The organism is Arthrobacter sp. P1_D4 (assembly GCF_056406115.1).
The window spans coordinates 95049-110306 of the sequence record NZ_JBFUAU010000005.1; the positions used below are offsets into that span (position 1 = coordinate 95049).

14 protein-coding genes are annotated in these 15258 nt (G+C 66.8%); 9 read left to right on the forward strand and 5 right to left on the reverse strand.

Translation table 11 applies throughout. The features are described 5' to 3' along the window. The first annotated feature begins 165 nt into the window (after positions 1-165). The 4 genes from AC1D0A_RS06410 to dnaE all read left to right on the forward strand — a co-directional run bounded on the left by AC1D0A_RS06410 (position 166) and on the right by dnaE (position 6262). Positions 166-861, forward strand: a complete 696-nt coding sequence (locus AC1D0A_RS06410) for a DivIVA domain-containing protein (protein WP_028275874.1) — start codon at positions 166-168, stop codon at positions 859-861. A 152-nt stretch (positions 862-1013) separates the two neighbouring features. Beyond that, the gene (gene lspA / locus AC1D0A_RS06415; RefSeq protein ID WP_223916639.1) at positions 1014-1592 is read left to right on the forward strand and encodes a signal peptidase II; all 579 of its coding nucleotides are present in this window, start codon (positions 1014-1016) and stop codon (positions 1590-1592) included. Positions 1593-1617: 25 nt separating this feature from the next. Continuing rightward, a complete protein-coding gene (locus tag AC1D0A_RS06420; protein WP_476945415.1) occupies positions 1618-2586 on the forward strand; it encodes an RluA family pseudouridine synthase in 969 nt (322 codons plus the stop codon). 118 nt (positions 2587-2704) lie between these two features. Beyond that, positions 2705-6262, forward strand: a complete 3558-nt coding sequence (dnaE, locus tag AC1D0A_RS06425; RefSeq protein ID WP_459384390.1) for a DNA polymerase III subunit alpha — start codon at positions 2705-2707, stop codon at positions 6260-6262. 46 nt (positions 6263-6308) lie between these two features. Here the strand turns inward: dnaE and AC1D0A_RS06430 are convergent, their stop codons facing one another. Further along, positions 6309-6767, reverse strand: a complete 459-nt coding sequence (locus AC1D0A_RS06430) for a flavin reductase family protein (protein WP_018772361.1) — start codon at positions 6765-6767, stop codon at positions 6309-6311. A 195-nt stretch (positions 6768-6962) separates the two neighbouring features. On the opposite strand from AC1D0A_RS06430, the gene AC1D0A_RS06435 reads away from it, so the two are divergent. The 3 genes from AC1D0A_RS06435 (at position 6963) to nrdR (ending at position 9530) form a co-directional block, all read left to right on the forward strand. Continuing rightward, positions 6963-7541, forward strand: a complete 579-nt coding sequence (locus AC1D0A_RS06435) for a hypothetical protein (protein WP_476944349.1) — start codon at positions 6963-6965, stop codon at positions 7539-7541. 29 nt (positions 7542-7570) lie between these two features. Further along, the gene (hisD, locus tag AC1D0A_RS06440) at positions 7571-8923 is read left to right on the forward strand and encodes a histidinol dehydrogenase (RefSeq protein WP_279294130.1); all 1353 of its coding nucleotides are present in this window, start codon (positions 7571-7573) and stop codon (positions 8921-8923) included. 103 nt (positions 8924-9026) lie between these two features. Beyond that, a complete protein-coding gene (nrdR, locus tag AC1D0A_RS06445; protein ID WP_243179514.1) occupies positions 9027-9530 on the forward strand; it encodes a transcriptional regulator NrdR in 504 nt (167 codons plus the stop codon). 196 nt (positions 9531-9726) lie between these two features. On the opposite strand, the gene ppgK is transcribed toward nrdR, so the two are convergent. Further along, the gene (ppgK, locus tag AC1D0A_RS06450; RefSeq protein ID WP_223916650.1) at positions 9727-10530 is read right to left on the reverse strand and encodes a polyphosphate--glucose phosphotransferase; all 804 of its coding nucleotides are present in this window, start codon (positions 10528-10530) and stop codon (positions 9727-9729) included. Positions 10531-10628: 98 nt separating this feature from the next. Beyond that, complete coding sequence (gene map, locus AC1D0A_RS06455) at positions 10629-11507, reverse strand: type I methionyl aminopeptidase (RefSeq protein WP_476945408.1); 879 nt, start codon at positions 11505-11507, stop codon at positions 10629-10631. A 103-nt stretch (positions 11508-11610) separates the two neighbouring features. Between map and AC1D0A_RS06460 the strand changes: the two genes are divergently transcribed. Beyond that, positions 11611-11775 carry an SPOR domain-containing protein gene (locus tag AC1D0A_RS06460; protein WP_018772367.1) on the forward strand — a complete coding sequence of 55 codons (165 nt, stop codon included), beginning with the start codon at positions 11611-11613 and terminating at the stop codon, positions 11773-11775. A gap of 144 nt (positions 11776-11919) precedes the next feature. After that, positions 11920-13965, forward strand: a complete 2046-nt coding sequence (locus AC1D0A_RS06465) for a phage holin family protein (RefSeq protein ID WP_476945409.1) — start codon at positions 11920-11922, stop codon at positions 13963-13965. 51 nt (positions 13966-14016) lie between these two features. On the opposite strand, the gene AC1D0A_RS06470 is transcribed toward AC1D0A_RS06465, so the two are convergent. Together AC1D0A_RS06470 and AC1D0A_RS06475 are read right to left on the reverse strand one after the other, a co-directional pair. Continuing rightward, entirely contained in the window at positions 14017-14775 is a 759-nt protein-coding gene (locus tag AC1D0A_RS06470; RefSeq protein ID WP_028275862.1) for an MBL fold metallo-hydrolase, read from the reverse strand. A gap of 22 nt (positions 14776-14797) precedes the next feature. Beyond that, a complete protein-coding gene (locus AC1D0A_RS06475; RefSeq protein WP_028275861.1) occupies positions 14798-15187 on the reverse strand; it encodes an SHOCT domain-containing protein in 390 nt (129 codons plus the stop codon). Between the last annotated feature and the right edge of the window lie 71 nt (positions 15188-15258).

The window sequence follows — 15258 nt, forward strand, 5'->3', positions numbered from 1 at the left end:
CCGCAGCCGCAGCCGGGCAGCGACCTGCCCGGGCCCAGGCCCAAACCGAAAGAAATCTCCGGTTTGACACTGCGGTGTTGAATTAGAGGAACCAGACCATATTTAGGTACCGTAGTTTTGACGGCCGGAAGGCCTACTGACTAACTAGACCAACGAGGTGACCAGATGGCTTTGACGCCAGAAGACGTTGTCAACAAGCGCTTTCAGCCGACCAAGTTCCGCGAAGGCTACGACCAGGACGAGGTTGACGACTTCCTGGACGAGATCGTCGTCGAACTTCGGCGCCTGAACCAGGAGAACGACGAGCTGCGCAAGAAGCTCGCCGAATCCGGCGCCGGCACGCCTGCCAGCTCCGCAGCCGCCGCACCCGTGGTGGAAAAGGTCCCGGCACCCGTCAAGGCCGAGAAGGAAGACACCGCCAAGGCCGAGGCCGAGGCCAAGGCAAAGGCGGCCGCAGAAGCCGCCAAGAAGAAGGAAGCCGAGCAGGCTGCCAAGGCCGCCCAGGTTGTCGAGCCGGCACGCAGCGCCGCCACCCCGGCGTCGGAGTCCGCCGCCGGCCTGCTCGCCATGGCGCAGCAGATGCACGACAAGCACGTCGCCGACGGCGAGCAGCAGCGGGACAAGATCATCGCTGAAGCCCAGATCGAGGCCAGCAGCCTCGTCAACGATGCGCAGGAAAAGTCCCGCAAGATCCTCGGTGCCCTCGAGCAGCAGCGCTCCGTCCTGGAACGCAAGGTCGAGCAGCTTCGCGGCTTCGAGCGCGACTACCGCTCACGCCTGAAGGCCTACATCGAAGGCCAGCTCCGCGACCTGGACGCCCGCGGCTCCGTCGCGGCCCCCGAGGTTGGCGAAGCCAGCTAGGGCAAAAAGCAAGTATTCTGAAAGCCGGTGGCTGAGGATTCCTCGGCCGCCGGCTTTTCCCTTTTCCCGCAACGTGCCGGCACCGGCCCAGGTGCCCGGCGCTTGCCGGTACCTGAACCCGGTCCCCGCACTGGCTCCCGATCGAAAGCCCTATGACTGACGCACCATCACCAGACGCCATGCAGCCCGTCGAGGCGGCACAGCCCGTGCGCGCCCGTCCGCGGCGGGCAAAGCTGTTTGTCCTGTTCGCTGCCTTCGCGGTCTTCGCTTACGTGTTCGACCAGCTCACCAAGCTCTGGGTCACGACCACCATGACCGAGGGTGAGCGGATCCCCGTGCTTCCCCCGCTGCTGCACTGGTTCTACATCCGCAACTCGGGGGCGGCGTTCTCGATCGGCGAGAACGTCACTTGGGTGTTCACGATCATCATGGCGGCCGTGTCTGTCGCGATCCTGCTGCAGCTGCGCAAGCTCGGCTCGCTCTGGTGGGCCCTGGCGCTGGGGCTGCTGCTCGGCGGCGCACTCGGCAACCTGACGGACCGGCTGTTTCGCGAGCCGTCCTTCGCGATGGGCCATGTGGTGGACTTCATCCAGCTGCCAAACTTCGCGATCTTCAACATCGCCGACTCCGCCGTCGTCTCCGCCGTCGTGATCATCTGCCTGCTCACGCTCCGCGGAATCTCCCTGGACGGCTCACGCCACACGAAGGATACGGTGGCTAACGATGTCTGAGACTGCCTCAGGAAACGCCGCTGACATGGCGGCCGACATGGCCAGCGAAGCCGGCACCGCACCCGCCGGGCACCACCGCTTCACCGTCACGGAGGACCTCGCCGGTTCCCGCGTGGACGCCGGATTGGCCAGGCTGATGGACATCTCCCGCTCCCAGGCTGCCGTCCTGATCGCCGAAGGCAACGTCACCAGCAACGCAGGGAAGGTCGGGAAGTCCCTCAAACTCACCCTGGGCACCGTGCTCGAGGTCGTGGTGCCGGACCGCAGGGACCCCCTGGAAATCGTGGAGGAAGTAGTGGACGACCTGTTGATCCTGCTGGACGATGACGAATTTGTGGTCATCGACAAACCGGTCGGTGTGGCCGCGCACCCCTCGCCCGGCTGGGTGGGGCCCACGGTGGTGGGTGGCCTCGCCGGGCTCGGCTACCGGATTTCGACGTCGGGCGCCCCGGAGCGCGCCGGCATCGTCCACCGGCTCGACGTCGGCACTTCCGGTGTCATGGTGGTGGCCAAGACCGAAAATGCCTACACCGTGCTCAAGCGCGCCTTCAAGGAGCGCACCGTGGACAAGGTCTACCACGCCGTCGTCCAGGGCCTTCCCGATCCGCTGGCGGGCACCATCGACGCGCCCATCGGCCGGCACCCGGGCCATGACTGGCGGTTCGCCGTGACCGCGGACGGCCGTGATTCGGTGACGCACTATGAGGTCCTGGAAGCTTTCGGGAAAGCCTCACTTGTGGAGGTACACCTCGAGACGGGCCGCACCCACCAGATCCGCGTGCATTTCTCGGCCCTGCGCCACCCCTGCGCCGGTGACCTCACCTACGGTGCGGACCCGCGGCTGGCTGCCACCCTCGGGCTGACCCGGCAGTGGCTGCACGCCCGGGAACTGTCCTTCGACCACCCGCGGACCGGGGAGCGGGTGACCGTCGCCAGCGAGTACCCGCAGGACCTGCAGTACGCGCTGACGGTCCTGGAGTCCGGAAACGCCTGAGCCGCACGGCACGGGCCGCCTGAATCCACGGGGTTCTGGCGGGCCGCCCGTTGCCGCCGTTCCGTCCCGACCGCCGTGGCTGCACGCCGCCGTCGTGGCACGGCACTAGAATGGTGCGGTGACTTCCAGCAACGACTCGTTTGTCCATCTCCACAACCACACCGAGTACTCGATGCTGGACGGTGCCGCCCGGCTCGGTGAGCTGTTCGACGAAACCGAACGGCTCGGCATGCCGGCCCTCGCCACGACCGACCACGGCTACCTGTTCGGCGCCTTCGACTTCTGGAAGCGCGCAACAGACCAGGGCATCAGGCCCATCATCGGCGTCGAAGCCTATGTGACTCCCGGGACCGCCCGCACGGACAAGACCCGTGTGCGCTGGGGCGAGGAGCACCAGCGCAAGGACGACATTTCCGGCGGCGGCTCGTACACGCACATGACCCTCCTCAGCTACAACAACGTGGGCATGCGGAACCTTTTCCGGGCCTCCTCGATCGCCTCGCTGGACTCGGTCTTCGGCAAATGGCCCCGGCTGGACCGCGAGCTGCTGAACACCTACTCGGAAGGGCTCATCGCCACCACCGGGTGCCCGTCCGGCGAGGTCCAGACCCGGCTGCGGCTCGGCCAGTACCGCGAAGCCGTGGAGGCCGCGGCGGAGTTCCGCGACATCTTCGGGGCCGAGAACTACTTCTGTGAGCTCATGGACCACGGCCTGGACATCGAGCGGCGCGTCACCGGTGACCTGCTGCGCCTGGCCAAAGACCTGAATCTGCCGCTGGTGGCCACCAACGACCTGCACTACACGCACGAGCACGACGCTAAGGCGCATGAGGCCCTCCTGGCCATCCAGTCCGGTTCCACCCTCCTGGAGCCGACCTACGACAACGGCGGCTCGCGCTTCGCCTTCTCCGGCAGCGGCTACTACCTGAAGTCACCGCAGGAAATGCGCGAACTGTTCCGCGACCACCCCGAGGCGTGCGACAACACGCTCCTGATCGCCGAACGCTGCGAAGTTTCCTTCAACACCGGCGCCAACTACATGCCCCGGTTCCCCTGCCCGGAGGGGGAGGACGAAACGTCCTGGCTTGTCAAGGAGGTCGACAAGGGACTCCGCTACCGCTATCCCCAGGGCATCCCGGACAAGGTCCGCAAGCAGGCGGACTATGAACTCGAAGTCATCACCTCGATGGGCTTCCCGGGCTACTTCCTCGTCGTCGCCGACTTCATCAACTGGGCCAAGAACAACGGCATCCGGGTCGGTCCCGGGCGTGGCTCCGGTGCCGGCTCCATGGTGGCCTACGCCATGCGCATCACCGACCTGGACCCGCTGCACCACGGCCTGATCTTCGAGCGCTTCCTCAACCCGGACCGCGTCTCCATGCCTGACTTCGACGTCGACTTCGATGACCGGCGCCGCTCCGAAGTGATCGACTACGTCACGCGCAAATATGGCGACGAGCGCGTGGCGATGATCGTCACCTACGGCACCATCAAGACCAAGCAGGCCCTCAAGGACTCTTCCCGTGTGCTGGGCTACCCGTTCAGCATGGGCGAGCAGCTGACCAAGGCGCTGCCGCCGGCGGTCATGGCCAAGGACATCCCGCTGGCCGACATTCAGAACCCCCAGTCCAAGCGCTACAGCGAGGCCGGCGACTTCCGCCAGCTCATCAGCACTGACCCGGAGGCCGCCAAGGTCTTCGAGACGGCGCTGGGCATCGAGGGCCTGAAGCGGCAATGGGGCGTGCACGCCGCCGGCGTCATCATGTCCTCGGACCCCATCATCGACGTGATCCCGATCATGCGCCGCTTCCAGGACGGCCAGGTCATCACCCAGTTCGACTACCCGACGTCCGAGGGCCTCGGCCTGATCAAGATGGACTTCCTCGGGCTGCGAAACCTGACGATCATTTCCGATGCCCTGGAAAACATCAAAATGAACCGCGGCATCGACCTCGACCTTGAAACCCTTGAGCTCGATGACGTGGCGTCCTACGAGCTGCTGGCCCGCGGAGACACGCTGGGCGTCTTCCAGCTCGACGGCGGCCCCATGCGGTCCCTGCTCAAGCTGATGAAGCCTGACAACTTCGAAGACATCTCCGCCGTACTGGCCCTCTACCGGCCCGGACCCATGGGTGCCAACGCGCACACCGACTACGCGCTGCGCAAGAACAAGATCCAGGAAGTCATCCCGATCCACCCGGAGCTCGAGGAACCGCTGTCCGAAATCCTCGGCGGGACCTACGGGCTGATCGTGTACCAGGAGCAGGTCATGGCCGTGGCGCAGAAGCTCGCCGGCTACACCCTGGGCCAGGCCGATATCCTGCGCCGCGCCATGGGCAAGAAGAAGAAATCCGAGCTGGACAAGCAGTTCGCCGGCTTCTCCCAGGGCATGCAGGACAACGGCTATTCCATGGCCGCGGTCAAGACCCTCTGGGACATCCTGCTGCCGTTCTCCGACTACGCCTTCAACAAGGCGCACTCGGCCGCCTACGGCGTGATCTCCTACTGGACCGCGTACCTGAAGGCGCACTACGCGCCGGAGTACATGGCTGCCCTGCTGACCTCGGTGGGCGATGACAAGGACAAGTCGGCGATCTACCTCAACGAATGCCGGCGTATGGGCATCACGGTGCTGCCGCCCGACGTCAACGAGTCAGCCCTGAACTTCACCCCGGTGGGCACCGACATCCGCTTCGGCATGGGCGCCATCCGCAACGTCGGCGTGAACGCCGTCGAAGCCATGGTGGCGGCGCGCGAAAAAGAAGGCGCCTACACCTCCTTCAAGGACTACCTCCTGAAGGTCCCGGCAGTGGTCTGCAACAAGCGCACCATCGAATCCCTGATCAAGGCCGGTGCCTTCGACTCGCTCGGCCACCCCCGGCGGGCCCTGGCCATGATCCATGAAGAAGCGATCGACTCCGTCATCACCCTCAAGCGCAACGAGGCGATCGGCCAGTTCGACCTCTTCGCCGGCTTTGAGGACCAGGAGCCCGAGGCCTCGCTCAGCACCGAGATCCCGGACCTGCCGGAATGGGAGAAGAAGGACAAACTGGCGTTCGAGCGCGACATGCTCGGCCTTTACGTCTCCGACCACCCGCTGCAGGGACTGGAAGGGCTCCTGAGCCAGCACGCCGACAGGTCGATCACCTCGATCATCGCCGAAGACGGCCCGCCGGACGGCTCGATCGTGACCATCGCCGGCATGATCACCTCGCTCAGCCGACGGATCGCCAAGGCAAGCGGCAACGCCTATGCCCGGGCCGAAATCGAGGACCTCGCCGGTTCCATGGAGGTCATGTTCTTCGGCCAGGTTTACGGCCCCATCGCCTCGGTGCTCGCGGAGGACCTGATCGTGGTGGTCAAGGGCCGGCTGCAGCGGCGCGACGACGGCGCCGTCACCTTGAACTGCATGGAACTCTCCGTGCCGGACCTCAGCGACAGCCAGAACGGGCCAGTGGTGATCACCATGGCCACGCACAAGGCCACCGAGGCCGTGGTCACTGAGCTGGGCGACGTGCTGCGCACGCACCGCGGAAATTCGGAGGTCCGCCTGCACCTGCAGGGCGACACCCGGGTGGAGGTCATGGGCCTGCCGGTGCACCTGCGCGTCAACCCGAGCCCGTCACTGTTCGGCGACTTGAAGGTGCTGCTTGGCCCGACGTGCCTGGATAACTAGGACGGACCACCAGCCCCGGGCACTGGAACGGCCGGCCGGCCGGAGGCTAGATCTCGTAGTCGAGCGGAACGGGCTGGCTGTAGGCACCGGAGTGGTAGAGCAGGGGAACACCGTCGTCGCCGACCTGGCCCTCCACCACCTCGACCACCACGACCGCGTTGTTCTCGAAGGAGAGCCGCATCTGGACCTTGCCGATCAGCCAGCCGCTGACTCCCTTGAGCACGGGCACCTCGTGGGGTCCGAGCTCCCAGTGGTCGCCGTCGAACCGGTTGCCGGCCCGGGCGAAACGGTCGGCGAGCTCCTGGTTTTCCAGCCCGAGCATGTGCACGCCAATGTAGGTCGTGTTCGCCACGGCCGGCCACGAGCTGGAGGTCCTGGCCATGTTGAACGTAAAGCGCGGCGGCTTGGCGGACAGAGAAGCCACTGAGGTCGCCGTGAATCCGAACGGGACGCCGTTGTGGTTGGCCGTGATGATGGCCACGCCCGCCGCGTGCCGGCGGAACATTTCCCTGAATGTTCCCTCGAAACTACCTTCATCTGTGGCCACTGCGATCCAACTCCCTGCTGCACGTGCGTGTCGTACTTCTACTCTGCCAGCGTATTGCGCAGGGGAATCGAGTGCGGCATTTTCTTTACGTCTCCCGTCATGTGCTGCCGGCCGGCGTCATGCGCCGGGGGAATCCTTGTTACGGTTTGTTGCATGACACAGTCCGCAGTAGACGGCCCCGTCCACCACGCCGGGGAACCCGCACAGCCCGGGCGGCGTCCCGAGGGGCAGCCCGGGTCCGGGGGGACATGGCGGAAGGCCGCGGTCATCGCGGCCGCCGGCATCCCGGTGGGGCTGCTTTGGTGGCTTCTGGCGCCGTCGGGCCTGAATCTCCTGACCGGAAACCCGGATCTCGCCGCCGGCACCAACACCGCCACCTGGCTGCCCCGGGACCTTGTGCTGGCGGGGCTGTGCCTGCTCACAGGGTGCATTGCCGGGTCGTTCGTCGCCGGCAACAAGCACCAGCAGCCCGGCCCCGGCACCGTTGTCCTCGTGGTCCTCGCCGGCGCTGCCGGTGCGCTCATCGCGTGGGGAACCGGTGTGCTCAGCGCCCAATGGTGGGGAGCGCCGGCGGATACTTCGGCCAGCGCCAGCGTCGCCTTCTCCCTGCGCTCCTATGTGGTCCTCGCCATCTGGCCGGCAGCGATCGCCCTGGCCATCTTCCTGAACAGCCTCTTCCCGGGCAACGGCGGCAAACCCCGCCGCCGCGGGGCACGTAAAATGATCGGGTGAGCCTAACTCCTGACAGCCCCGTGACCCCGATGACCGCCGCCCTTAACTTCCGCACGGTGGACGTGCGCGGTGCGCACCTGTCTCTCGCCGGACTCCGCGCCGCCGTGCCCCGGGCACAGTCCGGGACGATGGCCGACGCCGAGGGCAAGGTGCTGGATATCATCTCCGCCGTCCGCGCGCGGGGCTTCGGCGCACTGCGGGAGCTGGCACTGGCTTTCGACGGCGTCGAGCAGACGCATCCCCGCGTCCCGGCCGAGGCGCTGCGTGCAGCCCTCGAGAACCTGGATCCCGCCGTCCGCGCGGCCCTGGAGGAGTCCATCAAGCGGGCCCGCGCCTTCGCCGACGCCCAGCGCCCGGCGAACATCGACGTCGAACTCGGAGAGGGCGCCGTCGTCAGCCAGAACTGGGTGCCGGTGGCGCGCGTGGGGCTCTATGTCCCCGGCGGCCTGGCCGTCTACCCGTCCTCGGTGATCATGAACGTGGTCCCGGCCCTGGCCGCCGGCGTCGAATCGATCGCCCTGGCTTCGCCGCCGCAAAAGAACTTCGGCGGCCTCCCGCACCCCACGATCCTGGCTGCGGCCTGCCTGCTGGGCATCGAGGAGGTCTACGCGATCGGCGGGGCGCAGGCCATTGCGGCCTTCGCCTACGGCATCCCGGCCGACGCGTCCGACGGCGGCCACCTCCCCGGGATCGACCCCGTGGATGTCGTCACCGGTCCGGGCAATATCTTCGTGGCCACCGCCAAGCGCCTGGTCAAAGGCGTTGTCGGGATCGATTCCGAGGCCGGCACCACGGAGATCGCTATCCTCGCGGACGCCACCGCCAGTCCGGCGCTCGTGGCCGCGGACCTTATCAGCCAGGCCGAGCACGACCCCAAGGCTGCATCGGTGCTGTTCACCGACTCCGAGGCCCTCGCCGCCGAGGTCCGCGTGGAGCTTGAGCGGCAGGCCGCTGCCACCAAGCACTCCAGCCGCGTCCGCGAGGCACTCTCGGGCCCGCAGTCCGGGGTGGTGCTGGTCGAGGACCTGGAGCAGGGCATCGCCGCCTGCGACGCTTACGCCGCGGAACACCTTGAAATCATGACCGCCGACGCCGCCCGGGTGGCCGGCCGGATCCGCAGCGCCGGTGCGATCTTCGTGGGGGACTACAGCCCCGTGAGCCTGGGGGACTATTGCGCCGGCTCCAACCACGTGCTGCCCACCAGCGGCACCGCGGCCTTCTCCTCCGGACTGAACGTGACCACGTTCCTGCGCGCCATCCAGGTCATCAACTACACCCGCTCCGCGTTGGAGCAGGTCAGCGGCCACATCGTCAGCCTCTCCGGCGCGGAGGACCTGCCGGCGCACGGCGAGGCCGTCACGGTGCGGTTCGCCGCCCGGTAGTTCAGGACCCAGACCACTACATGTAGTAATTACAGGCTTGTTATTCAGCTACATCTAGTCGTAAACTGAGGTCACAGCGGATTGCGACAGGGGAGGAACCGACATGTATTGCCCGTTCTGCCGGAACCCTGATTCGCGCGTCGTGGACAGCCGGATCGCCGACGACGGCTCCGCCATCCGGCGCCGCCGGCAGTGCCCCGAATGCGGCCGCCGGTTCACCACCGTGGAAACCACAAGCCTGACCGTCATCAAGCGCTCCGGGGTCGGCGAGCCGTTCAGCCGCAGCAAGGTCATCAACGGCGTGCGCAAGGCCTGCCAGGGCCGCCCGGTCACCGAAGACGACCTCGCCCTGCTGGCGCAGGAAGTCGAGGAGGCGATCCGGGGCTCCGGCGCCGCCGAAATCGAGGCACACGAAGTCGGGCTGGCGATCCTGGAGCCGCTGCAGCGTCTCGACGAGGTCGCCTACCTGCGGTTCGCCAGCGTCTACCAGGCCTTCGAATCCCTCGAGGACTTCGAATCGGCGATTTCCCTGCTTCGCCATGAGGCAGAGACCAAGGGCCGGGACGGCACGAGCCCGGACAAGCGGCCGCTGCAGGCGCCGTCGTAAATGTCCTGATTGTCCTGGCGACTGTGTCCCAGGATCCACCACAGACTCCGGTGGTGGCAGCGGAGGGGAAGCCGCAGCCACCACCGGCTCCACCTCACCGCTCCACAAAGAAATTGAGCTATCACTCCGGGTCGTTCCCAGCGTTCAGAACGGCCTGGAGTGATAGCTCAATTGGCTTTAATCCCGCGATGGGCCTTTATTTGGCCAGCTTGTGCTTGAGGGCAATCTCGATGGCGGCGCCCACGATCCCGGCGTCGTTCTTCAGCTCGGCCGGGACGATCGGCGTCCGCAGCTTCATGTGCGGCAGGTACTCGTCCGCACGCTTGGAGATGCCGCCGCCCACAATGAAGAGCTCAGGGGAGAACAGGAATTCCACGTGGGAGAAGTAGCGCTGCAGCAGGACGCTGTACTGTTCCCAGCTGAGGCCCTCGCGCTCACGGGCCACGGCTGAGGCCTTGGTCTCGGCGTCGAATCCGTCGATCTCCAGGTGGCCGAGTTCGGCGTTGGGAACCAGCTTCCCATCGAAGATGAACGCCGAGCCGATGCCGGTGCCAAGGGTGATCACCAGCACCGTGCCGGCGACTCCCTCGCCGGCACCGAAGCGGGCCTCGGCGAGTCCGGCGGCGTCGGCGTCGTTGATGACCTCCACCGGGCGGCCGAGACGCGCCGTGAGCATGGCATCGATGTCGGCTTCCAGCCACGACTTGTCCACATTCGCGGCCGAATGGACCACACCGTGCTGGATGATGCCGGGGAAGGTCACTCCCACGGGGCTGCTGGCGTCGGGGGCATCGGAGCGGGCAGAGAGCTCGGCGACAACCTGCGCGACGACTTCGGCCACGGACTCAGGGGTGGAGGGCTGCGGCGTCGGGAAGCGCACCCGGTCGCCGATTAGCTTCCCCTTCTTCAGGTCCACGATCCCGCCCTTGATTCCGGTCCCACCGATGTCAATGCCGATCAGGGGGGCGTTCTTCTTCGACTTTTCGTCCTTCTTGGCCAATGTCGTTCCGTTCGTGGCAGGGGCGGGCTGTAGTGACCGGGCAGGGCCGGTGCTGAAAGAGCGGGGTGGTTCCGGGAACTAGCGTGTGGAGCGGGCGGTCAGGGCAGCGTGAGGACCTCGGCACCGGACTCCGTCACGAGCAGGGTGTGCTCGAACTGGGCGGTGCGCTTGCGGTCGCGGGTCACGACGGTCCAGTCATCGGCCCACATGTCCCAGTCAACGGTGCCCAGGGTCAGCATTGGCTCGATCGTGAACACCATACCGGTTTCCATGGTGGTGTTGTATGCCGGGGCCGCGTCATAGTGCGGAATGATCAGCCCGGTGTGGAAGGCTTCGCCAACTCCGTGCCCGGTAAAGTCGCGGACCACGCCGTAGCCGAAGCGCTTTGCGTAGGACTCGATGGTCCGGCCGATCACGTTGATTTCGCGTCCGGGAGCCACGGCCCGGATGGCGCGGTTCAGCGATTCCCGGGTGCGCTCGACGAGGAGGCGGGATTCCTCGTCGACGTCGCCGACCAGGAAGGTGTAGTTGGTGTCCCCATGGACGCCGCCGATGAAGGCCGTGATGTCGATGTTGAGGATGTCGCCGTCCCGGACCACCGTGCTGTCCGGGATGCCGTGGCAGATGACCTCGTTGAGGGACGAACACAGGGACTTCGGAAAGCCCCGGTATCCGAGGGTGGAGGGGTAAGCGTTGTGGTCCAGCAGGAACTCATGGCCCACCCGGTCCAGCTGGTCGGTGGTGACGCCGGGTTCGACGTGCCTGCCGACCTCCACGATGGCCTGGGCGGCGATTTTGGAGGCGATCCGGATCTTCTCGATGGTCTCCGCCGACTTGACCTCGGACCCCGTGAACTTCGCAGGAGCCGGCTTGCCCACATATTCCGGACGCGGGATGGACGGCGGCACGGGAAGGTGCGGGCTCACTGTCCCCGGGACCAGCGTGCCGATGGGTGCAGTTGAGGCTAGAGAAGGCATAGATTGATCATATAAGTAGCCGGGCTCGCCCCGGAAAATGCAGCCCGGAAAACACACCCCGGAAAACACGCCCGGACACGCTCCGGGCCATGAAGGAGCCCCGATGCCCGAATACTGGTACAACGTCAACACCCACGAGATCGAGGAAGACGCGATGTCCGACTGGAGCCAGCTGATCGGACCGTACAAGACCCGTGAGGAAGCCGAACACGCGTTGGAAAAGGTCAAGGCGCGCAATGAGGCTTGGGACAAGGACGAGGACGACTAGCCCGTACGGGCCTGCTGCGCCCGCGGGAACGTCCCCCGGCGATCGCGGGCACGACACCGCACAGGCTGACTGATTTTTCCCAGCCCCTGATTCTCACCCTGTGAGGGTGGGTGCGAGCCGGTTGCCGACAGCCATACTGGGAAAATGCCGACGCGCGTTGCCCGCACCCGCGGCGCCCGAATCTCAGACCTCGCCAGGCTGGCCCTCGCCTGGGCTGCCTCGACTGTTGCCCTCATCATCACCGGCGCCCTGCTGCCAGGGTTCTCTGCGGCCAGCTGGTGGTCATACGCCGCCGTGGCGGCGGCAGCCGGCCTCGTCGGCCTGGTCCTGCGCCCCGTGCTGGTGGAGATCTCGGCCAGGGTGGGCTGGGTAGCAGTGCTTCTCACCGCCCTGGTGGGGCAGGCCCTGATCATGTACGTCGCCATCCGTCTGGTGCCCGGCATCGAGTCGACGCCGTTGACAGCCCTCGCCGCTACCTGGGTCAGTGCCGTCGTGGGCACGCTCATTTCGTGGGCCACCACAGCCGGAACCGATGACGGCCTCATCACCTCGCTGGCCGGACGGGCACGCCGGCAGGAAACGGTGACCGATCCGGAGGTTGACGGTGTCCTGTTCGTCCAACTCGACGGGGTGCCTTTCCCGGTGCTGCAGTGGGCAATCCAGTCCGGGGGAGTGCCCCATCTCCGCCGCTGGCTGGCCTCGGGAGATTACCAGTTCCGTGAATGGACTCCCCAGCTGCCTTGCACGACGCCGGCGAGCCAGATGGGCATTCTGCACGGCACGGTCGACGGGATCCCGGCCTTCCGGTGGTATGACCGTGAGCTCCAACGCGTCCTGGTGGCCAACCGTCCGGCAGACGCCCGGGTGATTGAGGACAGGCACAGCACCGGCCAGGGACTGCTCTGCGACGACGGCGTCTCCATCTCGAACCTGTTCACCGGTGACGCGCCCCGCTCGTTTTTGACGATGAGCCGGGTAGAGGTCCGGCGCGGCTCGACCCAAACCCGCCGGGCGTTCGCCTGGTTTTTTGCCACCCCGAACGGCTTCATGCGCAGCTTCACGCGGACCGTCGGCGAGATCTTCAAGGAGCGTTGGCAGGCCCGGAGACAGGTCAAACGTGACCTCAACCCGCGGGTGCGGCGGGACTGGACCTTCGCCCTGCTGCGGGCAGTCACCAACGGTCTGCTGCGGGACCTGAACACGGCGCTGGTGGCTGAGGAGCTGCGTCGCGGCACGAAGAGCATCTATGTCGACTACGTTGACTACGACGAGATTGCCCACCACGCAGGCATGTTCCGCCCCGAGTCGCTTGCAGCCCTGGATGGCTTGGACCGCACGCTCGGCGCCTTGGCCGAACTCGCCGGGTCCGCTCCCCGCCGCTACCGGCTGGTGGTGCTCTCGGACCACGGCCAGTCCCAGGGCACGCCGTTCGCGGACAGGTATGACCAGGCGCTTGGTGATCTGTGCGCGGAACTGATGCAGGAACACGTTCAGAACGTGGACGCGTCCGTCGAGGGACTCGGGCGCGCGGACTCCATCGCCGGCGACGTTGCCACTGGCGGATTGTCCGGGAAGCTCGCCGGCCGCGCCGACAAGGTGCTGACCAAGGCACAAGAGACGCCGGCACAGCAGACTTCCGGCCCAGGCAGCGCGGAGGATCCGGTGGTCGTGTTGGGCTCGGGCAACCTGGGCCTGGTGTACCTGCGGGGTGACCGGCGCCTGAGTCTCCAAGCCCTCGAGCATCGGTGGCCTGCCCTGGTCCCTGGCCTGGCGGCCCATCCCGGCGTCGGGTTCGTGGCCGGCATCGATGAAGAGGGCGGGGCGTGGGCGATCGGAAGCGCCGGGCGCGTCAATATCACCAGCGGGGCGGTGGAGGGCACCGACCCGCTGGCCGGTTTCGGGCCGCATGCGGCGCGGGTGCTGAATCTCGCGCTGATGCACCCCGAGGCTCCGGACCTCTATGTCAACAGCGCGGTGGATCCCGTGACCGGCGACGTTGCAGCGTTCGAAGGCCTCGTGGGATCCCACGGGGGTCTGGGGGGTTGGCAGGACCGCGCCGTGCTGATGGGCCCGGCCGATCTCATGGCGGGGCTGCCCGAGCGGATCGAGGGTGCCGGGGAACTCCACCAGGTGCTGGTGGCGATGCTTGAGTCCTGTGGCCAGCGCGCCACGACGGCGTCCCGCAGCTGAGCGACCACCTGGGGGATTTCCCCCGGGCGGGTCCAATCCGGGGCCAGGGGCTTACGAGGGCGCGACCCAGGACTGGCCGGGAGCGAGGACGACTGCCGTGCAGCCGGGAGCCTGTTCCGCCACGGCAGTGGCGAACCGGTGGCCGGGCCGCTCGAGCCAGCTCCGGGCAAAGTAGGTGACGAACGGAGGGTGCAGCGTCCCCCAGTGCACCGGCAGGGCGAACCGCGCGCCGCTCATCGCGACAGCCCGGGCGGCGGTTTCCGGAGTCAGGTGTCCCGCCGAGAGCCTCGGCCCCCACCCCCAGACCGGCACCAGGGCGACATCGATCGGCCCTCCAGCCATGGCGGGGAGCGCGGCCATCTCCGGGAACAAGCCCGTGTCACCCGCGATCCACACGATGCCCGATTGGCCGCGGACGAGTTGGCCATTGGCGTCGTTGGGTCGGTGCGGCATTGGCCGGCTGTGATGCTCGGCCGGCACCTGGCGAATCTGGACGCCGCTGCCGACTGGGGTCCAGCCGTCGCCCAAGGAAACTGTGTGCGCCAGCTTTCGGCGACGCAACCAGGCCACGTTCGCCGGCGCGCTCATCAGCGGTGCCCCGCGCAGCATGCGCAGGGAGCGCAACTCGGCGTGGTCGTGGTGCAGGTGGGAGAGGAGCACCGCGTCCGGTCGGTCCCACGAGACCGGGTCCGGACGCGGTGCCAGGCGTCGGAGCAACCCGGCATGGGAACGGAGCAGCGGATCGGTCAGGATCCGAACCCCGTCGAGATCCAGAACCACCGTGGAGTGACCAAGCCAGGTGATTCTCATGTCGGGCGTGCCCGTTTTCGTGTCAGGCCAAGGCCTTTGCCTTGAGGGAATCAAACTCGGTCTGGTTGATGGCTCCGGAATCAAGCAGCGCCCTGGCATCGGCGATCTGGCCGGCCGGGCTGGCCGTCGAGCCTGCGGCCTGCTTGATGTACTCCTGCTGGGCAGCCTGCTGCTGGGCCAGCATCTTCATCTGACGATCGGTCATGCTCCGGCCCCGGGCGATCAGGTAGATGAGGGCGCCGAGCCAGGGAACGAAGATCAGCAGGATAACCCAGCCGGCCTTGGCCCAGCCGCTGAGCTCGTGGTCGCTGAACAAGTCCATCAGGCAGCGGAACCACACCATCAGCGCAGCGATCCAGATGAAGAACCAGAAACTCCAGAGCAGAACGTCCCAGAAGCTATTCGTGTCCATCGATACTCCTCGAATCGTGTCCGCCGCAGCCTGACCCTGCGCTTAGCGCATGAAACCGTCCGGGCCGGCGG